At 59.2% G+C, this 18,958-nt stretch carries 18 protein-coding genes and 2 pseudogenes; 17 read left to right on the top strand and 3 right to left on the bottom strand.

What is annotated here, in order from left to right:
• Window positions 1-189 precede the first annotated feature (189 nt).
• Complete coding sequence (locus C5J22_RS17575) at window positions 190-819, bottom strand: RES family NAD+ phosphorylase (protein ID WP_105439267.1); 630 nt, start codon at window positions 817-819, stop codon at window positions 190-192.
• Complete coding sequence (locus C5J22_RS17570) at window positions 816-1,595, bottom strand: hypothetical protein (protein ID WP_105439266.1); 780 nt, start codon at window positions 1,593-1,595, stop codon at window positions 816-818. The genes C5J22_RS17575 and C5J22_RS17570 overlap by 4 nt, the downstream gene beginning before the upstream one ends.
• Window positions 1,596-1,675: 80 nt before the next feature.
• On the opposite strand from C5J22_RS17570, the gene C5J22_RS32065 reads away from it, so the two are divergent.
• The 5 genes and pseudogenes from C5J22_RS32065 to C5J22_RS17545 all read left to right on the top strand — a co-directional run bounded on the left by C5J22_RS32065 (window position 1,676) and on the right by C5J22_RS17545 (window position 4,524).
• Window positions 1,676-1,888, top strand: coding sequence for a hypothetical protein (locus C5J22_RS32065; protein ID WP_172746675.1), 213 nt, complete (start codon window positions 1,676-1,678; stop codon window positions 1,886-1,888).
• 1,017 nt (window positions 1,889-2,905) lie between these two features.
• Window positions 2,906-3,214 (top strand): annotated as a pseudogene (locus tag C5J22_RS17560) (transposase family protein); the annotation flags it as partial.
• A 45-nt stretch (window positions 3,215-3,259) separates the two neighbouring features.
• Window positions 3,260-3,364: pseudogene (locus C5J22_RS31680) on the top strand (acyl-phosphate--glycerol-3-phosphate O-acyltransferase); the annotation flags it as partial.
• Between the two features lie 153 nt (window positions 3,365-3,517).
• Entirely contained in the window at window positions 3,518-3,856 is a 339-nt protein-coding gene (locus C5J22_RS17550; protein ID WP_172746674.1) for a hypothetical protein, read from the top strand.
• A 287-nt stretch (window positions 3,857-4,143) separates the two neighbouring features.
• Complete coding sequence (locus C5J22_RS17545) at window positions 4,144-4,524, top strand: RidA family protein (protein ID WP_105439263.1); 381 nt, start codon at window positions 4,144-4,146, stop codon at window positions 4,522-4,524.
• A 290-nt stretch (window positions 4,525-4,814) separates the two neighbouring features.
• Here the strand turns inward: C5J22_RS17545 and C5J22_RS17540 are convergent, their stop codons facing one another.
• A complete protein-coding gene (locus tag C5J22_RS17540) occupies window positions 4,815-5,228 on the bottom strand; it encodes a gamma-glutamylcyclotransferase family protein (protein WP_105439262.1) in 414 nt (137 codons plus the stop codon).
• Window positions 5,229-5,960: 732 nt separating this feature from the next.
• Between C5J22_RS17540 and C5J22_RS17535 the strand changes: the two genes are divergently transcribed.
• From C5J22_RS17535 to C5J22_RS17485, 12 genes are all read left to right on the top strand, one after another.
• Entirely contained in the window at window positions 5,961-6,791 is an 831-nt protein-coding gene (locus C5J22_RS17535) for an amidohydrolase (protein ID WP_105439261.1), read from the top strand.
• Window positions 6,792-6,847: 56 nt separating this feature from the next.
• Window positions 6,848-7,744 (top strand): LysR family transcriptional regulator, encoded by an 897-nt coding sequence (locus tag C5J22_RS17530; protein ID WP_105439260.1) that lies wholly within the window; start codon window positions 6,848-6,850, stop codon window positions 7,742-7,744.
• A gap of 185 nt (window positions 7,745-7,929) precedes the next feature.
• Entirely contained in the window at window positions 7,930-8,805 is an 876-nt protein-coding gene (locus tag C5J22_RS17525; RefSeq protein WP_105439259.1) for a shikimate dehydrogenase, read from the top strand.
• Entirely contained in the window at window positions 8,802-10,694 is a 1,893-nt protein-coding gene (locus tag C5J22_RS17520) for a bifunctional sugar phosphate isomerase/epimerase/4-hydroxyphenylpyruvate dioxygenase family protein (RefSeq protein ID WP_105439258.1), read from the top strand. Before C5J22_RS17525 ends, C5J22_RS17520 begins: the two co-directional genes overlap by 4 nt.
• 76 nt (window positions 10,695-10,770) lie before the next feature.
• Window positions 10,771-11,616: a shikimate dehydrogenase gene (locus C5J22_RS17515; protein ID WP_105439257.1), complete on the top strand. Its 846-nt coding sequence runs from the start codon at window positions 10,771-10,773 to the stop codon at window positions 11,614-11,616.
• Between the two features lie 156 nt (window positions 11,617-11,772).
• On the top strand, window positions 11,773-12,921 hold the full coding sequence (locus tag C5J22_RS17510; RefSeq protein ID WP_105439256.1) for an ABC transporter substrate-binding protein: 1,149 nt from the start codon (window positions 11,773-11,775) through the stop codon (window positions 12,919-12,921).
• A gap of 54 nt (window positions 12,922-12,975) precedes the next feature.
• Window positions 12,976-13,860: a branched-chain amino acid ABC transporter permease gene (locus tag C5J22_RS17505; RefSeq protein ID WP_105439255.1), complete on the top strand. Its 885-nt coding sequence runs from the start codon at window positions 12,976-12,978 to the stop codon at window positions 13,858-13,860.
• Window positions 13,860-14,870 (top strand): branched-chain amino acid ABC transporter permease, encoded by a 1,011-nt coding sequence (locus C5J22_RS17500; protein WP_172746673.1) that lies wholly within the window; start codon window positions 13,860-13,862, stop codon window positions 14,868-14,870. Before C5J22_RS17505 ends, C5J22_RS17500 begins: the two co-directional genes overlap by 1 nt.
• Window positions 14,871-14,878: 8 nt before the next feature.
• Complete coding sequence (locus C5J22_RS17495; protein WP_105439489.1) at window positions 14,879-15,625, top strand: ABC transporter ATP-binding protein; 747 nt, start codon at window positions 14,879-14,881, stop codon at window positions 15,623-15,625.
• Between the two features lie 2 nt (window positions 15,626-15,627).
• Window positions 15,628-16,350: an ABC transporter ATP-binding protein gene (locus tag C5J22_RS17490; protein ID WP_105439254.1), complete on the top strand. Its 723-nt coding sequence runs from the start codon at window positions 15,628-15,630 to the stop codon at window positions 16,348-16,350.
• Window positions 16,351-16,788: 438 nt separating this feature from the next.
• The gene (locus tag C5J22_RS31675) at window positions 16,789-17,286 is read left to right on the top strand and encodes a CHASE4 domain-containing protein (RefSeq protein ID WP_245440447.1); all 498 of its coding nucleotides are present in this window, start codon (window positions 16,789-16,791) and stop codon (window positions 17,284-17,286) included.
• Window positions 17,234-18,892 (top strand): bifunctional diguanylate cyclase/phosphodiesterase, encoded by a 1,659-nt coding sequence (locus C5J22_RS17485; protein WP_245440446.1) that lies wholly within the window; start codon window positions 17,234-17,236, stop codon window positions 18,890-18,892. Before C5J22_RS31675 ends, C5J22_RS17485 begins: the two co-directional genes overlap by 53 nt.
• The last annotated feature ends 66 nt before the right edge of the window (window positions 18,893-18,958 follow it).

Raw genomic sequence — 18,958 nt, 5'->3', positions numbered from 1 at the left:
GAATTGACATAGGCAACAACTAGTCACGCCGGCTGACACGCCGCTGGCCTCTCGGGTGGGCACCTTTAAATAGGCAACGACCACAACCGATGTGCTCGTATTTGACTGGGTTAGGGACGCGGCTGCGTTGTCGATCCGCCTTTTCCTCCTGAAGCCGCAGAAAGGGCCCTGAGGACAACACCAGAGCGATTACAGCACGAGGGTGATATCAACGCGTGCGGCGAACGTAGCAACCTGCCGCATTTCCCCGACGTTCGAGTAGATTCCGACTTTGCTGATTTCCCTCAAATCGGTCTCGGCGACGCAATCTCCAAACAGGAGAACCGCCTGCTGTGGATCACAGCGTTTCGACGTCCAGATCAGGCAATGCGCGTCCGGCCGGCTTTTGTGGATGGCTAAGGCCCACTGCGCAGTGATGTGATAGTCAGCGGCTGTCGTATCGATGAGGTCTCCTCTGCTGACGCCCCACCTCGCAAGATCAGGGGCGAAAAGAGGAACGAGAACAAGATCACGCTTCAACTCAATGATTGAATGGGCAAGGGGCTTGATATTGTCGACGCCAACGGTTTTGTTCGGCTCGTCAATCGGCACATCGTGAAAGATTGTCTCGTGAACGGCGCATTCGTAGTCGGTTGCCAGATACTGCGTGGGGACAGCGCCGCCGCCCAGGAACAGCGGGGCAAAACGGCTGGGGCGCCCTTTGCCGGGATTGAAAGAGCAGCTTCCAAAACGCTGTTCATGGACTCTGTGGAACCTCGTCCGAGCCTTGATCTCACGCGAGTTCGACGCCGGGAACGGGGATGGAGGGGTATCGATCATCCGGCGATATGTTCAGCCTCGCGGGATGCGGCGGAAACCGCGGCATCGCCGTCTTTCAACACGTCGACAGGGCGCTTGCCAGCAAGCCATCCGTTGGGAGAGGTGAACCAGAATGCCAATTGCCAGCCGGACTTTTTCTCGCCAAGTAGGGCAAGCACCCTGGCGATGCTTTCAATGGGCTGCCCCTCCTCGAACTGAAAGGCGGGAAAATACTCGACGCCGCCGTGCTTGATCGAAAATACCTTTCCCTTCATTTTCCATCGCGACGCCGTCATGCTCTTGTTTTTGGACCCATGTCCGGCAACGTCCGCCAGATCCTTGCTCGTAAAGCTCGGCCATTCCCCGAAAAACCTTGCTCTTGCCTTGGCATTGCTGTCGTAGAGCAATCTCTCAACCTCGGCATTGGGAGGCGTGCGCATATACACCGACACCAGCGCGTCTATGGCGTCATCGGTCAGTTTGCTCTGACGGGCTTCCACGATTGCCGGAACATGCTCGACGATATCGCGTATCGTTTCCCGTACTGCCCGATTGGGGTTGTCGACCAGCAAGACCATCATGTCATCGACATCGGTTTCAGGCGTGGATTGCATGGCGCTCGCCATCGCCCTGCGCAGTTTCGCGCCAGTGGGTGATACACGCGGCTCCGCCGCCGGCTTACGCTTCTCTAACTGCGCACCCGATCTCTTCTCGCTGGAAGCCGAATCCATCTCGACCTGCAGCGCGTGAGCGAATTCGGCGCCATCGTAGACGCGAAAGCCGCTGGTAGAAACCATATTGATGCTCCCGGATATTCTAGTTATCAATCTGATCTGTAACTTATATCACTCACAGGTCGTATTCAAGTACTGCCTCCATGGCGGCAAAGGGCAAATGCAACGGAGAATCTGGCGCCTCTCAACCGCACGCGAAGACGACAGATGCCGCACAAACCACCCCGATGGGCGAGATCGGCGACGTTGCGGAGTTTCTGCAACTAGAAGAAGAACACCGGGACCTGCGCAAGCCGTTTTCCGAAAAGCGTCGGGCCGAAAATGCGGATCTGCGAAAGCGACTCCATCTCGGTTGAGGGGAGAAGGCATGCCCGCCTAGCCGCGATCGTCATGTCGGCGAGGTCACGGCCGCTGACCGGTTCGCGCTCGCTTCGTGCATGCGAGCAGAACGAGAGATCAATGAAACTGGGATCCACCTTCCAGCCCCATGTTCGCAGGCTGCCGCCAGTAGTGTCGCACCATCCGCTACGATCTCTTGCGAGACGCGGATCGCGCCGTCGCTGTCGCGTTCGGTCCAGTCATTTCCACCACGGGTGATGATCTTCACCTCGTTCGACCTGAAATCGATTGCGATCCGGTACCCGTCCCATTTAAATCAAATGCCAGTTGAGCCCTCACGGCGGCTTCGCGTTCAAGAGAGCCAGGTACGGTTCGAACGCGAGTTGGCCGGAAAAGTGGCCACATATCAAGGATGCCGCAGTTGAAGCGAAGTCACACTGCACAAATAGCCGCTCGGTTGTTCCATAATAGCGCGTTACGCCGCAAGTCGTCTTTCAACGGCTCAATCCATCATGTGGGGTGCCGCCGGTTCGTTTCCCTTCAAGGCGAGCGGAAACCAGAACTCTGATGGCTGCTACGTATTGACTCTGGGCGCCGCGGAGGGTGAGGCCCCTGCGGCTTCCCATCCTCTTCATGTTGTTCGGCGCCGTCGACGGCGCGAAGCCAGCTTTCGCGTCGCTTGGTCCAGATCTCGAATGCGAAAGCCAGATCCGTCGGCGCGTCCGTGAGAACGCCGAAGCATAACGCTTCGGCGGCTGGGATCGTCATCAGTAGTGACGCTTCCGTATTGGTGAACGCGAATTACTCGCGGATCATGGGGAGTAAAGTTCCAACCGAGACGTGGCAGGCCTGAGATCGACGGCTACGAGGACGATGCAGTGTCGTTTGGCATTTGATCGTAAGAATGCCCCTGTTCCGGCAGGCGATGGCACCTAATTGGGTCTTCCTCACTTTGTGTGGTTAACAAGTCGTTGGCGGTCATCCCGATATGGAGGGGGATGCGAACAAAATCGAAATGGTCGCCCGGTACGGGAATGAGTGTAAAAAGCGTCGTGTCCGACGGTGATGGTGATTGGGTTGTGTCTGCTTGCGGACCATCCTCGGGCAGATGCCCGGCTTGCCGGAAACAGAGCAGAAGTCGGCATGGTTGGTCGTACCGCAGTTCACAGGACCTGCCGATCCAGGGCAGTGAAGTGACGGTAAGGCTTCGACTAAGCCGCTGGCGTTGCAGTTATCGGCAGTGCGAACGGCAAACGTTCACCGACCCGATCCCGGAGATCGCCGCGCCCTACGCCCGCAGGACAAAGAGCGTCGCCAAGATAGTTGGCCTTTCAAACCGGTCGATCTCCACACAAAGTGAGGCAGACCCCGATTAAATGTAAAACGACATCGTCCTCGGCGGCCTGTATGTCGTTATCCGCCATCGCGCTAATATTCAACGACTATTGGCGGGTACGGAACCGCGACTGGGCAGCAATCCTCCGAGCAAGTAAGACATAGCCGTGTCCGCAATAGGCACAAGAGGCCAAGACCCAAGGTCCCAACGGGCCAATTGCGGCAGCATACACCCCACCACAATTATGCCGGGTGAATTCTGATGCGACGAGCGTAAACTGATAATCATCTGATACCACAAGAGAGCGCCGATGCCCCGATTTCTTGCCGTTTACACCATGAGGCCCGAAGACCTCGCCTCCTTCAGGAGCCTGCCCAAAGCCGAGCAGGATGCCATCGACGCCATCGGCTTGAAACAATGGGCCGCGTGGGAGGACAGAAACGCCGCGTCTATCCTTGATCGTGGTGGCATGGTGGGCAAAACGACGCGCGTAACCAGGGACGGCGTCGGCAATGGCGCGAATTCATTCTGCGGTTACCTCGTCATCGAGGCGGAAAACGTTGACACCGCGGCAAGGCTTTTCGAGGATCACCCGCACATCACCGTGTTTCCAGGTGACGGCGTAGATATCATGCCTTTTTTGACGTGAATTCCTCCGGTCGATATCGGTCGCCGACGCTCACATCGTTTGTAGGCCGCAGAGACGGCGAGGACTGCAATGGGGCCAAAGGCGGAAGTCGTGTCGCCTTTGCTCCCATCTCGGTCGTACAGCTGATCGCGGCTGCACGCCACAAGCGGATAGGCGGTTGATTTGGCGGCGATCTATTGCGACTGAGAACGGGCCGTTCCATCCATCTCTGGATTTCTGATGCTTGACTTTGGCCCTGTTTGGCCGAGCTTAGTCGGCCTGAATCAAAATCTCACTGGATAACTTTCATGTCGCGCACGATAATCACCGCACCGGCCGCACCAAAGGCGCCAGCTTCCTACAGCCAAGCCGTCAAGGCCGCAGGATTGGTTTTCGTGTCAGGGACTGCGCCGATCGACCCGTCAACGGGGCAGGTTGTGAAGGGGCCGGTGCAGGCCCAGGTTGCACAATGTCTTCGCAACATCTCCGCTATTCTGGAAGCCGCAGGAAGCAGTTTGGAGAAGGCGGTCAGTGCGACGCTGATTGTGGCCGACGAGGAGGACTTCGCAGGTGCCAATGAGGAATGGCTTAGGTGGTTTCCACGCAATCCACCTGCCCGACAGGGCGCCAAGATGCCTGTCCGCATTCCGGACATGAAAGTCTCGATAGCAATGATCGCCGAGGCATGAGCACAGCCTTGCAGTAGCGACGGCGTTGGACGCCGCGCTTGGCCACGAGGCTTGCGAGCCGGTCTGCGGTGTCAGCTTTCTCCACCAAAGTCGCACTACGTTCGTGCTTGCAGCAGCATATCGACCACTTGACTGTCTTCCGATGGATTGGCGCGCCGGTCGAGATTCCGAACCTCGCATCGTTTTTTGACGCAAGAGCATGTCTACTGTTCTTGCTGCCCTCTAGCAAAGCCGCCAGTCCGATTGCGGCCCCAGATCCGCCGACGGCTGATGAGGGTAGGAAGTGGATGCTAGTCCCTCTGATCAAACGGAATAAAGCGCCGATCTTCGTAAACCTGAAGATGATCCAAGTGAATAGGATGGGCCAGTTCCCGTGCCTTCATATAGGCAAGTGCAAGACGCGGGGATCCGCCTTCGGCTGGCTCAACTTCGATCGACAAGCGAAAATTTCCGAGTTCGCCTACCGATTCAAGCCGATCCAGGTCTCCAATAGTTTTGTCATCTACCTCGTATAGCTCACCGACGATCTGACACCCGGTACCGGGTTCGTTGAGCATCATCGGCGCGAACCACGGTCCGGCAATGAGGAGGGGATAACGCTTCCGGGTCCTGTATCTTCCGAGAAACGTCGCTCCCGACAGTCCCTGCTCGTGAAGCGGGAAGCCCCTCTTTAATGTGCCGAAGACAAATAGCCTTTGCGCCATGGGTGCGGGTTCCTTGCGGGTGTGTCGTTTGGCACTTCTGTGGTTGCCGCCGGTTTTGGCAAGAAGTTTCTGACCATTCTGACGTGTGATCGAGTGCGGTCTTCTGTCAGGCCTGTCGTTGCGGCGCTTGCAAAGGCCGCCGGCCGGTATGGTGATCTGCGGAGCGGGTCCAAATCTTAATCCCGAGCGTACAGGCTCAAAGTGCCAAACTGGTTTTCCCGCTCCCGATCGGTTCGATCATGCGCCCCATTCAGGTCGTCGACTTCTCACTCCTCTTTGCCATCCCGCACTCGTCGCGATTTTGCAAGCAAAGGCAGGCGCTTACCGCCTGTTTAAACGGGGCCAACCTTCGGTGCTGTTTCACAGCCAGAGCCTTCACTAGCATCGTGAAGGAGTCTTCACGAGAAGCGGTCTTAGAGATCCTCTCGAGGTTTTCGAAAACGGTTATTTTGCGTGAAGCTGCTCGGGGCGAGTTGAGATGAGCTCTGGTCGAAACTGGAGGCCTTCCACTAGAATCCAGTTCCCGGGCTGCGGCGGCCTCGCGGTCAGATCCCGCGTGAAGCTTCTCCAATATTTGCACCTGCAATCCTCGCTCTGCGCGACCAACGGCCATCTTTTATGGAGAAGTGTCGCGCCACCCAAGAATTCTGGGAGTTTTTCGCCATTCGCGGCGCTACGCAACGGCCCTCACTTGCTGTAGGTAAGCTGTCGGTATCTGTAAGGGGGCGCGAAATGGGAATTTTCGATGTGCGTAAGATTGATTGCCATGCCCATGTGCTGGATCCTCTACGCTTTCCCTACGCACAGGGTGCTGCGTACCGGCCGTCCGGCCAGGAGATCGGCACCACGGACCAGTTTGTCGAGGTGCTGCAATGTTACGGCACGGAACACGTTCTCCTGGTTCAGCCGAATTCCGGATACGGGCCGGACAACAGCTGCATGCTCGACGCGATCCGGCGGTATCCAGGGATATTCAAAGGAGTGGCGATCGCCAGCCTGGACGCCGATCTTTCTCATCTGCGCGATCTGAGGGATCAGGGCATTGTCGGCATTGCCCTTAATCCGACATTTTACGGCAATGATTTCTACGCGGATTCGCCGGCGCTGATGGAGAAACTGGCCGAACTCGACATGTTCGTGCAGATCCAAGTGCAGCACGACCAGCTGCTGATGTTCAAGCCATGGATCGAACGTATTGCTGTCCGCGTGCTGATCGACCACTGCGGCCGGCCGACGCCGGAGCAGGGGCTGGCGCAACCGGGGTTCAGCGCGCTGCTCGATCTTGCGGAGACGGGCCGTGTTCACGTCAAGCTTTCAGGCTATGCGAAATTCGCCAAAACGCCGTATCCCTTTCGCGATACTTTGCCGTTCGTTCGTGCCCTAGTCGAGGCGTTCGGACTCGACCATTGTATGTGGGCATCCGACTGGCCCTACCTGCGCGCGGCCGACCGGCAGGACTACGGGCCGCTTCTTAAGCTGTTGGATACGCTTTTCCCGGACCCCGCAGATCGCGATATCCTGTTGTGGCAGACACCGAAGAGGCTATTTGGCTTCGGCGCATGATATCATCGGGCGGCGGAAGAAGCCGTCCGATACAGTCCCACAGTCCGAGGTTCTATATGCTGACGCTCCGCCAGATCGAAGTCATCCGAGCCATCATGGTGACCGGCACGATCGCGGGTGCTGCCAAGCTCCTGAACGTTTCCGCGCCCGGCATCAGCCGGCTGATGAAATATACCGAGGACATGGTCGGCGTGCCACTCTTCAATCGCCGCCATGGCCGCTACGTGCCAACACCGGAGGCGCGCAACGTCTTCGACCTCTTAGACAATATTCACCGCAAGGTGGAGGATCTGCAGACATCGATCGACCGGCTCGGCAGCGGCGAGGGGCGGGAGCTTAGTTTTGCCTCCGTGCCCAGCATTGCCAATGTCATGGTTCCCCGTGCCGTCGAGCGGGTGAAACGGCGGTTTCCCGATATCGCGCTCGAGATCGACATCCTGAAGATCGAGCAGGCTATAGATTATCTGCTGCTCGGGCGCGGGGAACTGGTGGCGATTAGCTCCCGCTTCGATCATTCCATCATCGACTTCGCGCCCCTGGCGACCGGCCGCCTGGTATGCATCGTGCCGCCTTCGCACGAACTGGCGCAGAAGTCGTCTATTCGGCCTTCGGAAATCGCCAGCCACACCTTGATCGGCATAAATCCCAACGACCCCTATGGGCGTATCATGACGGAGATTTTCCGCCGCGAGGGTTTGTCCCACAGGATGAACATCAAGACCCGGTTCGGCACGACGGTCTGCAGCCTCGTGGCCGGAGGCCTCGGCATTGCCGTGATCGACGAGTTCACCGTCGCGCATGGCATGCTGCCCGGGGTGAAGATTCTGGAAATCGAAGCAGAGACGACGTTCCACACCTATGTGGCCTACCGCAACGATACCCCGCTTTCGGTCTATGGGGAGGCGATCATCGAATCCCTCCGGGCTGAAATGAAGGCAGCATCAAGTCACTAACACCGATGAGACTGTCAGAAATTAACACCATGTTATGAAGAGCGCGGATTTTGGTATTTGCGTTTCCTTTTTGGTGGGTTCATCACTGTTCTCAACTGATGGAGGCATGTTTTCACGTCTGGGAGGTCCTATCGAGGACCCCTTGCGGGTTGATGCGCTGTCGGGTGGGAGGAGTGCAGCAGTTGATGGCGCAGACCAGGCAAAAGCACGTGGTGACGGGCAAGACAACGATCGTTCCGTTGATCGGCCACCCTGTCGAACAGGTGAAATCGCCGGGGCCGATGAACCATTGGTTCGCAGAGAATGACGTGGATGCCGTGATCGTGCCCATGGATATCCGGCCCGAGCGGATCGTCAATTTCTTCGATGTCCTGCGCGCGACCGAAAATTGCGCCGGCTGCTCGGTGACCATGCCGCACAAGCAGGCCGCCTTCGTCGCGTCGGACGAGGTGACGGAGCGGGCACGTCGCGCCAAGGCCGTCAACACGATCCGGCGTTCGTCCTCCGGCAAGCTGATTGGCGACATGACCGACGGAATGGCCTTCGTCGCCGCCATGGCCATCCATGGTGTGACCGCCCGGGGCTGCAACGTCCTGCTCATCGGTGCCGGCGGGGCCGGAACGGCGATCGCCTTCGAACTTGCGGCCGAAGGCGCCGCATCTCTGATCATCCTCGAACGTGACCAGATGCGCCAGCGGGCGCTGATGGCAGAACTGGCGCGCCTGTATCCGGAGATGGCAACGTTCGTCCAGGTGCCGGCGGGGATGACGATCGACATCGCCGTCAATGCATCCCCGCTCGGAATGGCCGCCGCCGATTCGCTTCCCTTTCCCGTCGACCGCCTGAAGGACGCCCGCATCGTTGCTGACGCGGTGACCAAGCCGGTGATGACGCCGTGGCTGATTGAGGCGGAGAAAAACGGCCTGAAAGTGCAGAACGGCGAGGAAATGGCGGTGGCGCAGCTGCCGATCCAGCTCACCTATCTACGCTTCATGCCGCCGGCAGTGAAATCCGGCAACGGTCGCAAGGGATCGTCCGAGACGCAGGAGAGCGTCGGGTGAAGACATCGATCGCGACCGTCTCGATCAGCGGCGATCTTCGCGAGAAGCTCGAGGCGATCTCGGCTGCAGGTTTCGACGGCGTCGAGATTTTCGAAAACGACTTCCTGACCTTCGACGCGTCGCCGCGCGAGGTCGGCCGGATGGTTCGTGATGCGGGCCTCGAGATCACCCTGTTCCAGCCCTTCCGCGATTTCGAGGGCATGCCGGAGCCGCAGCGCTCCCGGGCTTTCGACCGGGCCGAGCGCAAGTTCGACGTGATGCAGGAACTCGGCGCCGAGTTGATGCTGGTCTGCTCCAACGTCTCGACAGCGGCGCTGGGCGGCATCGACCGGGCTGCTGCGGATTTCCGCGAGTTGGGCGAGCGTGCAGCCAAGCGCGGAATCCGGGTCGGTTACGAGGCGTTGGCCTGGGGGCGGCATATCAACGACCATCGCGATGCCTGGGAAGTCGTGCGCCGGGCCGATCATCCCAATATCGGTCTGATCCTCGATTCCTTTCACACGCTTGCGCGTAAAATCGAGGTCGATTCCATCCGCTCCATTCCGGGGGATCGGATCTTCATCGTGCAGCTCGCAGACGCGCCGATGATCAACATGGATCTTCTCTATCTCAGCCGCCATTTCCGCAACATGCCGGGCGAAGGCGATCTGCCGGTGATCGGTTTCATGCGGGCAGTGGCGGCGACGGGCTATGACGGGCCGCTCTCGCTGGAGATTTTCAACGACCAGTTCCGTGGCGGTTCCCCCAAGCTGATCTCGATCGATGGTCGCCGGTCGCTGATAGATCTGATGGATCGTGTTGGACGAAGCGAAGACGGCTCTGCCGGCGCGGCAACGACGCTGCCGCCGCCAAGCTGCGTCAGGGGCGTGGAGTTCATCGAATTCGCCACCAGTCAGGAAGAAGCGGACAAGCTTGCCGCCTTCCTTCGCACACTCGGGTTCAGGGCCGGAGCGCGTCACAGGTCGAAGGCCGTGACACTCTTTCGCGAAGGCGGCATCAATATATTGCTCAATACGGAGGGCGTGGGTTTTGCCCATTCCTCATTCGTTGTTCACGGGACATCGGCCTATGCGGTCTGCCTTAAGGTCGAGGACGCCGCCGCGGCAGTCGAAAGGGCGCAAGCCATGGGCGCACAGCCCTTCGAACAGGCGGTTGCTTCGGGTGAGCTGACGATGCCGGCAATCCGTGGCGTCGGCGGCGGGCTGATCTACTTCATCGACGATAGCAGCGAGCTGGCGAATGTGTGGGGCGTTGACTTCGAGCCAGTCGAGCAGGAGTCGGCGACCGTCGACACGGGTCTCGTACGGGTGGATCACCTCGCCCAGACCATGCCGTCGGAGGAGCTTCCATCCTGGCTGCTGTTCTACATGTCGATCTTCGACGTGACGAAGACGCCGCAGGTGGACATCGCCGATCCTGCAGGCCTGGTGCGCAGCCAAGTCATCGAAAGTGCGGACGGCGCCTTCCGGATCACCATGAACGGTGCGGAAAACCGCAGGACGTTGGCTGGCCATTTCATCGCCGAACGGTTCGGCTCCAGCATCCAGCACGTCGCGTTTTCGACCGGCGATATCTTTGCGACCGCGGCGAAGCTGCAAACCACCGGCTTCCTGCCGCTCCGGATACCGCGCAACTATTACGACGACGTCGAGGCACGATTCGGCCTCGACCCTGCCTTCGCCGACCGGATGCGCGAGCAGAATATCCTCTATGACCGCGACGAGCATGGCGAATATTTCCAGCTCTACAGCCCGGTCTTTTCGGAGGGGTTCTTCTTCGAAATTCTCGAACGCCGTGGCGGTTACCGGGGGTATGGGGCGCCCAATGCGCCGTTCCGTATCGCCGCCCAAAAGCGCCACCTGCGGCCGGAGGGCATGCCGAGTGTCTAAGTCTTCCGGTGATCGAGACAGTGCATATTTCCCGCCGGGAAGCCGGCGAATTGACTGGTAAGGGAGTAAGAAAGGCATGGTGTCAAAACGCGCGTTCGTCATGGGGCACCCCATTGCGCATTCACGCTCGCCGATGCTGCATGGTTATTGGCTGACGCGTTACGGACTGGAAGGCAGCTATGAGCGGCTTGATATTCCGCCGCAGGAACTCGACGCGTTCTTCGCGGATTTTCGCAATGCCGGTTGGATCGGCGGCAATGTGACGGTGCCGCACAAGACGTCCGTCATTCCCCATCTCGACCGGATCGACGACGATGCGACGAAGATGGGCGCGGTCAATACGATCTGGTGGCAGGATGGCGCGCTTCTGGGCGGCAATACCGACGCGATCGGCTTTCTCGGCAATATCGATGAACTGGTTCCCGGCTGGGACAAGACCGCCAGGCGCGCCGTCATCCTCGGTGCGGGTGGGGCGACACGCGCGGCGGCCTATGGCCTGCAAAGCCGTGGCCTCGACGTGGCGTTGTGCAACCGGACGCCTTCCAAGGCGCAGAAGCTCGCGGATCATTTCGGCGCCGGCGTCAGCGCCCATGCGATGGAAGAGCTCGCTGGCCTGCTGGAAAACTGCGACCTGCTCGTCAACGCCACCAGCCTCGGCATGATCGGCCAGCCGGCGCACGATATCGACCTTGCGCCGCTCAAGAAGGACGCGATCGTTTATGACGTCGTCTACGTTCCGCTGGAAACGGATCTGCTGAAAAAAGCGCGTGAAAAAGGCCATCGTACCGTCGATGGTCTCGGCATGCTGCTGCATCAGGGCGTCGAGGGCTTCAGCCGCTGGTTCAGGACGCGGCCGGAAGTGACGGCGGAGCTGCGCCAGCTGCTGATCGACGACATCAGGGCGAAGACACCGGGGGCCTGACCTCCGGCAGACGTCTCGTCCGCGAAAATGCTGCAGGGAATGTCCGGATCGGGAGCCGGCGTCCCTGAAGATGAAATGGTTCCGGGCGGCAGATGCCGGGCGGGACACGGGAGGAAACGTTTCCGGCAGAGCCCGGAAATATTTGGGAGGATGAACATGAAAAGACGCAATCTTATCACAGCGGCGGCACTCGCCATCATGGCAACCGCCACCGCAATGCCGATCGGCCTTCGCGCCGCCGACACCGTTTCGCTGCCTTGCCTGTGCGAGCTTTCGGGCGCAGGCGCCGTATCGGGCACCAACTATCGCGATGGCGCCAAGATGGCGATCGAGGAAATCAATGCCGGCGGCGGCATTCTCGGTAAGAAGATCGTGATGACCGACTACGACACCCAGTCGGACGCCCAGACCTCGCGTGCGCTGGTGCAGAAGGCTATCGATGCCGAAGCCTATGCCATCATCGGCACGGTCTATTCCGGTTCGACGATCGTCAACATGCTGGTCGCCCAGCAGAACGGGGTGCCGCAGTTCACCGGTTCGGAAGCCCCGAACGTGACGCGCCAGGGTAATCCCTACATCTTCGCGACTGCGTCCAGCTCCGCGAAGGGCGTCCCGGGCCTTACTCCGTATTTCAAGGATACGTTGAAGGCGAAGAAGATCGCGGTCGCCTGGGTCAACAACGAATTCGGCAAGGGCGGCCGTGACGTCTTCATCAAGGAAATGAAGAGCGCGGGCATCGATCTTGTCGCCGACGTGCCGTCCGAACAGGGGCAGGCGGACTTTGCTGCCGACGTTTCCAAACTCAAGGAATCCGGCGCCGAAGCGGTCTTCGTTTATCTGAACGAAGAAGAATCCGCCCGGTTCCTCAAGGAAGCTAAGAAACAGGGCCTCAAGGTCCCGCTGGTCGGCGAAGTCACCTTGACGGGCCAGAAGGTTATCGACCTGGCTGGCGATGCGGCAAACGGTGCTTACGCGCATGTCGGTATCACGACAGGCGCGAATGTCCCGGCGATCCAGGAATTCGGCAAGAAGTTCAAGGACAAGTACAAGCGCGATACGGACCATAACGGCCTCAAGGGCTATATCGCCATCTACGCGGTGAAGTACGTCACGGAAATGAACGGCTCGTTCGATCAGGAAGCGCTGGCGAAGAAGCTGCACGGATTGACGCTCGATGTCGTCAAATATCCCGGCATGCTGCTGACGACCTCCTGGGACAATACCGGCGAAATGTCGCGCGAAAGCTTCATGACACAGGTCGTGGACGGCAAGCAGAAGGTTATCGGAACCGTTCCGGCAAACTGATATCCGGCAGGGTGCCGATTTGGTCGGCACCCTATCCCTCGATAGGTAAAATCCATGGCTCAATTCCTGCAAGTCCTTCTCTCGGGTCTGGCTACAGGATCGATCTACGCGCTGGCGGCGATCGGTTTCACCCTGCTCTGGCAGGCGGCCCAGACCGTGAACTTCGCCCAAGGCGAATTCGTCATGCTGCCGGCTTTCTTCACGCTGATCGCGATGGGAACCGGATTGCCCATGCCGATCGCGCTTCTGGTCTCGCTCACGGCTTCGATATTCGTGCTGGGTTATCTGTTCAAACGGCTGATCGTCGAGCCGATGCAGGCATCGAAGACCGGTGGGGGGTTGCCGCTGGTGATCGCCACCATGGCGCTGGCGATCTTTCTGAAAGAAGGCGTCAAGGAGTTCTACGGAGCCGAAGCGCAGCCCTATCCGGAACTCATTTCGGGCGGCAGCTGGGATTTCTTCGGTGCCATCGTATCGGTGACGGATCTGGCGCATCTCGGCGTATCGCTCGGCGTCGTCGTGCTCCTGACGATGTTCCTCAACCGGACGCGCACCGGACGGGCCATGCAGGCGACCGCGCAGAACCCGGATGTCGCGAGAATTCTCGGCGTCAATACCAGGCGCATGGTGCTCTATACGTTCCTGATCAACGCGGCACTCGCAACGCTCGCCTCGTTCCTCATCACGCCGTTCTATCTCGCCAAGTTCTCGAACGGCGAATATCTCGGTCTGATCGCCTTCATTGCCGCGATCGTCGGCGGCTTCAACCAGATCCGCGGGGCGCTGGCCGGCGGGCTGCTGATCGGCGTCCTCGACAACATGACGGCGACCTACCTCACCGCCGAATACCGCGCCGCCGTTCCGCTCGTGCTCCTGATCGTCATCATCCTATGGCGACCGCAAGGATTGCTCGGCACCACCGAAGGAAGGAGCGTCTGATGGCCATCATTCCAAAATGGGTCTGGATTATTGTGGGCATCGCGCTGCTGATCGCGGCTCCGATCGGCCAGGGCAACTATGTCAGCCTCATCCTGTGCTCATGGTTGATCTACACGATCGCCGCCATGGGCCTCAACCTGACACTCGGATACGCCGGCCAGATATCGCTGGCGCAGGGGTCGTTCATGGCGATCGGCGCCTATATCACCGCACTTCTGACGCTTTCCGGGGTTCACTGGCTGATCGCCATGCCGCTTGCGGTGTTCGGATGCTTTGTCGTCGGCCTGCTCGTTGGCTTTCCGGCTCTGAGGGTAAAGGGGCATTTCCTCGCCTTCGTCACCCTTGCCTTCAATACGCTCGTCGTGCTGGTGCTGCGCAACGAGGACTGGCTCACCGGCGGCTCCTACGGCAAGTCGAACATGCCCCGGCCGGATTTTTGGCTGTTCAATACCGGCATGAAATCGACCTTCCTGTCGATCCCGTTGACCTCGAACCAGAAGATGTATTATCTTTGCCTGGCCGTCTTCATCGTCTTTGCACTTCTCATGTACGGGCTAATCCGTTCGCCTTGGGGGCGCGCGTTTAAGGGGCTGCGCGAAAATCCGATCCGCGCCGAGAGCCTTGGGCTGGACACCCGCCGGCTGACATTGCTCGCATTCGCGATCGGCTCGGCGGCCGGCGGTCTCGCCGGGGCCCTGGTGTCCCCGGTGGTGCAGTATATTGAACCGAACTCGTTTGCGCTGGGTCACTCGCTGCGTATCCTGCTGATGGTCGTCGTCGGTGGTGCTGGCTTCTTCTTCGGTCCGATGCTTGGTGCGGCCGTCGTCATCCTCCTACCGGAATTCCTGCGGTTCACCGAAGGCTATTATCTGATCATCTACTCCGGCCTTGTCATCGTCCTGATGGTGTTCTCGCCGAGCGGGCTGATGGGGGTCGGTAGCCGCATCCTCTCAGCCATTCGTCCGAAACGTGTAGAGCGCGGCGACATGAAGGAGGGAGCGCGGCTATGAGTGACACCATGAACAACGCCGTTCTGTCCGTCCGCAACATATCGAAGTCGTTTGGCGGTATTCGCGCCGTCAGGGATGTCAGCTTCGAAGTGGTCAAGGGCGAAGTCCTGGGGCTCATCGGTCCGAACGGATCAGGCAAGTCGACCCTCTTCAACTGCGTGCTGGGACAGCTTCGGCCAGATCAGGGGGAGGTGCACGTCAACGGCAAGCCTGTGGCGGGCCTGCGGGCCTGCGATCTCAATAAGCTCGGCGTCGGCCGCACCTTTCAGCAGCTATCGGTCTTTCCGGAAATGACGGTGCTGGACAATATCATTCTTGCGGGCCAGGAACACAAGGGCACGATGTGGTCGCGCCTTATCGGCTCCGCGGATGCCGGATTGAGCGGCGAGGCTGACAGGCTGATCGAGTTCTTTAGGCTGCGCCACCTTCGGGAAGAAAAGGCCGGTTCGCTGTCCTACGGTCAACAGAAGCTGCTCGACGCCGCGATGGCCTTTATGGCCGGGCCGGATCTCGTCCTTCTCGACGAGCCGGCGGGCGGCGTCAACCTGACGATGCTCGGAAATCTCAAGGAACGGCTCCAGACCTATAACAGGGATCACGGAACGACCTTCGTGGTGATTGAGCACAATATGGAGTTCGTCATGTCGCTGTGCACACGGATCATCGTGCTGGCGGAAGGATCGGTCATCGCCGAGGGCTCGCCGGAGGAAATCCGCTCGAACCAACGGGTGATAGACGCATATCTCGGAGGCTGACCATGCTGGAACTCAAGGACATCCAAGGCGGCTACGGCAAGGTCGTGATCCTGAACGGCGTTTCATTCAAGATCCCCGAAGCGTCGATCACCACCATCATCGGGCCGAACGGGGCCGGCAAGTCGACTGTCTTCAAGGCGATCTTCGGCCTCCTCGACATCCATTCCGGGCAGATCACGTTCGACGGCAAGGATGTGACGCGGCTGACGCCCCGCGAACTGATCGGCCGCGGCGTCACCTACGTGCCGCAGGGACGTAACGTCGTTCCGCAGCTTTCCGTCTACCACAATCTCGAACTCGGCGGCATCACCGTCAAGGACCAGGCTCGGGTGCGCGAGCGGATCGAGGTGGTGATGGATCAGTTTCCGGCGCTTCGCCAGCACCGGGACCGCAAGGCGATCGAGCTTTCGGGGGGGCAGCAGAAGCAGCTCGAAGTGGCGCGTGCCTTGCTGCTCGACCCGAAGCTGATCCTGATCGACGAACCGTCCATTGGGCTATCGCCCAATCTCGTCCAGGAAGTCTTTCGGACCTTGATGCGGTTGCGTGACCAAGGGGTGACGATCCTGATGGTGGAACAGAACGCCAAGGCGGCGCTTGCCATGTCGGACTATGGTCTCGTGCTTGAACTGGGTCAGGCACGCATGCACGACCGAGCCGATAAGCTGCTGGTCGATCCACGCGTAGGCCGCCTATTTCTCGGTGGCCATATCGAAGACGCGGATTGATCATCTGCGTTTTAGGCACGCCGCCGTGGATGTCCAAACGCCGGGCGGCGGCAATCTCAAAACGGTTCGATGCAAGAGCGTCGGCCGACGCTTACCAGTTTTTCCTGTTGCCATAACCCGTCTCCGATGAGGCCTATTGCGCGAATGAATTGCGTGTGATTCGGGGCGGTGAAATGCGATATGCCGTTCAGGCATATCTGAAAGGCTTCTTGCACTGGCCAGCCGCAGAGCGAGCGTAAACAGGGCCGCTGAGAGTGCATTGAGCATCGCCTGACCGCCGAGGCCCTCGATGCTTGTCTCCATTCGCATGAGCGCCACCAGGCTCGTCAATTGGAAGCGCGTGGCGGTCTGCTGAAAAGTGGGGGAGGTGGCATCCCGCGCACGATCAGGCGCGAACTTAGATAACGGCCTAACAGCCGATCGTGGGGAGGTGCCAGGATGAACCGTCCGCACAGCATATCCAGTCGTTCGCCAGATCCTGCGTTCTCGCTGATCGTCAGATTGACGCCGACGCGCTGGGTCGCCAGGCTTGGCTGGGCGCCGCTGCCATCATGCAAGAGATGGGGCGCACCGGTCGGAACCATCAGGATGTTTAAAGAACGCGATCTTGACTGGCTTGATGTCAACCTCGGCCGGTGGATGAACACCCACTTTGGCCATGACGCTGCCATCGTACTCTCGGCAGACGGCCAAGTGATCTACCAGTTCGCTACGGAGTCAGCGAATGGGGTGCCGACAAGAGACCTTAGCCTTGCTTACAGCCCATTGGCGCACCGTCTCCATGAACGACTCATTGCCGGCGACCAGGACGGAATGTCAGACAGGGTGCTGTCGATCGGTGAGAGCGACCTGGTTCACGTTGGAGGCCGGCCGGCAGTCGTCAGTGTCAAACCCATCATTTCCGATACAGGAAAGATCGAGCAGCGGGCGGGGTGAGGAAAATCTGCATGTCGCGGTCCGGTTTCTCGACGGCGAATTTTCCGACGATATAGGCACTGAATACCAATTTGCGGAAACGATCTTCACGCAAAGGATGCATCAAGACAAGCGACACTCGCAGGTCGCTCTCACGTCGCGGTCCGGTGACGTTATCGGGTACTTCAGCTGGCATCCTTTTGAGCCTGGAACCAGCGTGCTGCACGCGACCCTGCCGGTCGTCGGCCTATCCGTCCTAGCAATTTTCCTTGCTACCAGTCTGGCAGGTCATGCGATCTGGAGACGATTGGTCAAGCTCAACTTCAACCGTCAGGAGCTTCAGCATCTGGCGCTGCATGACCCATTGACGGGGCTTGCTAACAGAGCTCATTTCAAGAGTGAGCTCACGGCGCGGCTGCAGCGAGCGTCCCCGGAGGATGTCTGCAGTGTGCTCTTTATCGATCTCGACCGGTTCAAAGCCGTGAACGATACTCACGGCCACCCGACCGGTGACAAGCTGATTTCTCTGGTTGCGAAGCGAATGAGAGAGATACTTCCAACCGCCCTGATCGGACGAATTGGCGGCGACGAGTTCACGGTCTTCCTGGAAAAAATCGAAGCCGAAGAAGCGGCGGTCATCGCAAATCGGATCGTAATGTGCCTGCACGAGCCTTTTGAGATCGAAGGGGTTTATGTGTCGATTGGAGCGAGCGTCGGTGTGGCAACTGCGACGGGTGCGGATACTGATGCGATCGAGCTGACAAGGCAGGCTGATATCGCCCTCTATCATGCGAAAGCCGCCGGTCGGAACGCATACGCTCTGTTCGGCGAGCATATGGACGAACTTCTTCGCATGCGTCGGAGGCTTGAGCACGACCTCCGTGAAGCGCTGTCGACAGGAACCCAGATCGAAATTGCTTATCAGCCGGTCTACTCGTCCGACAGCTCGATCCCTTGTTCGTTGGAGGCACTGTCACGCTGGCGACACCCCGAGCTAGGCTCTATTGCTCCAGACGTGTTCATTCCCCTTGCGGAGGAAATCGGCGTCATCCACAAGATCGGCGCCCTTGTACTTGAAGACGCATGCAGCTTGATTTCGCTTTTGCCGTCGGTCAGCGTTGCTGTGAATGCTTCCGCCGTGGAATTAAGCGCTCCGGGCTACCCGTTGCGCGTCCTGTCTACCCTGGCCAAGTGGGGGATCGACGCCAGCCGGCTCGAAATCGAAATCACCGAGAGCCTGGCAATCAATGGCCAAGAGGAAGCTGAGTGTAACATCATTATGCTCAGGAAGGCCGGCGTGAAGTTTGCCATCGATGACTTTGGAACTGGATATTCCTCATTCTCCAGAGTTCAGAACGTGACGGTGGATCGGCTCAAGATTGACAAATCCTTCATTGGCGGAATTCGCGAAGGTAGAAACAGCGCGATTGTCGAGGCCATAATCAACATGGCGCGAGCGCAAGGATTGCGAACAACAGCCGAAGGCGTCGAGACGAACGAACAAACGGCTGCGCTGAAGTCGCTTGGTTGCAATAACATTCAGGGCTTCCTGATGTCGCGGCCGATCGCGCGTGGAGAGATCTTGGCACTGCTGGGTGCGCGGGAGCTCGAGAGCGATCTGCTCTAACGACCTGCATCTCAACGTGCAGCACTAGCTTTTGTCACCATCACCAATCATGCCTGGGACAACCTC

This window comes from Neorhizobium sp. T25_13 (assembly GCF_002968675.1).
In the GTDB taxonomy this organism is placed as follows: Bacteria; Pseudomonadota; Alphaproteobacteria; order Rhizobiales; family Rhizobiaceae; genus Neorhizobium; species Neorhizobium tomejilense.
This window is presented reverse-complemented; position numbering and strand designations above follow the sequence as displayed.

Excerpts from the sequence above, each read along its gene's own strand:
- C5J22_RS17575 (WP_105439267.1), bottom strand. The coding sequence starts at position 819 with ATGATCGATACCCCTCCATCCCCGTTCCCGGCGTCGAACTCGCGTGAG.
- C5J22_RS17570 (WP_105439266.1), bottom strand. The coding sequence starts at position 1,595 with ATGGTTTCTACCAGCGGCTTTCGCGTCTACGATGGCGCCGAATTCGCT.
- C5J22_RS32065 (WP_172746675.1), top strand. The coding sequence starts at position 1,676 with ATGGCGGCAAAGGGCAAATGCAACGGAGAATCTGGCGCCTCTCAACCG.
- C5J22_RS17550 (WP_172746674.1), top strand. The coding sequence starts at position 3,518 with ATGCCCCGATTTCTTGCCGTTTACACCATGAGGCCCGAAGACCTCGCC.
- C5J22_RS17545 (WP_105439263.1), top strand. The coding sequence starts at position 4,144 with ATGTCGCGCACGATAATCACCGCACCGGCCGCACCAAAGGCGCCAGCT.
- C5J22_RS17540 (WP_105439262.1), bottom strand. The coding sequence starts at position 5,228 with ATGGCGCAAAGGCTATTTGTCTTCGGCACATTAAAGAGGGGCTTCCCG.
- C5J22_RS17535 (WP_105439261.1), top strand. The coding sequence starts at position 5,961 with ATGGGAATTTTCGATGTGCGTAAGATTGATTGCCATGCCCATGTGCTG.
- C5J22_RS17530 (WP_105439260.1), top strand. The coding sequence starts at position 6,848 with ATGCTGACGCTCCGCCAGATCGAAGTCATCCGAGCCATCATGGTGACC.
- C5J22_RS17525 (WP_105439259.1), top strand. The coding sequence starts at position 7,930 with ATGGCGCAGACCAGGCAAAAGCACGTGGTGACGGGCAAGACAACGATC.
- C5J22_RS17515 (WP_105439257.1), top strand. The coding sequence starts at position 10,771 with ATGGTGTCAAAACGCGCGTTCGTCATGGGGCACCCCATTGCGCATTCA.
- C5J22_RS17510 (WP_105439256.1), top strand. The coding sequence starts at position 11,773 with ATGAAAAGACGCAATCTTATCACAGCGGCGGCACTCGCCATCATGGCA.
- C5J22_RS17505 (WP_105439255.1), top strand. The coding sequence starts at position 12,976 with ATGGCTCAATTCCTGCAAGTCCTTCTCTCGGGTCTGGCTACAGGATCG.
- C5J22_RS17500 (WP_172746673.1), top strand. The coding sequence starts at position 13,860 with ATGGCCATCATTCCAAAATGGGTCTGGATTATTGTGGGCATCGCGCTG.
- C5J22_RS17495 (WP_105439489.1), top strand. The coding sequence starts at position 14,879 with ATGAACAACGCCGTTCTGTCCGTCCGCAACATATCGAAGTCGTTTGGC.
- C5J22_RS17490 (WP_105439254.1), top strand. The coding sequence starts at position 15,628 with ATGCTGGAACTCAAGGACATCCAAGGCGGCTACGGCAAGGTCGTGATC.
- C5J22_RS31675 (WP_245440447.1), top strand. The coding sequence starts at position 16,789 with ATGAACCGTCCGCACAGCATATCCAGTCGTTCGCCAGATCCTGCGTTC.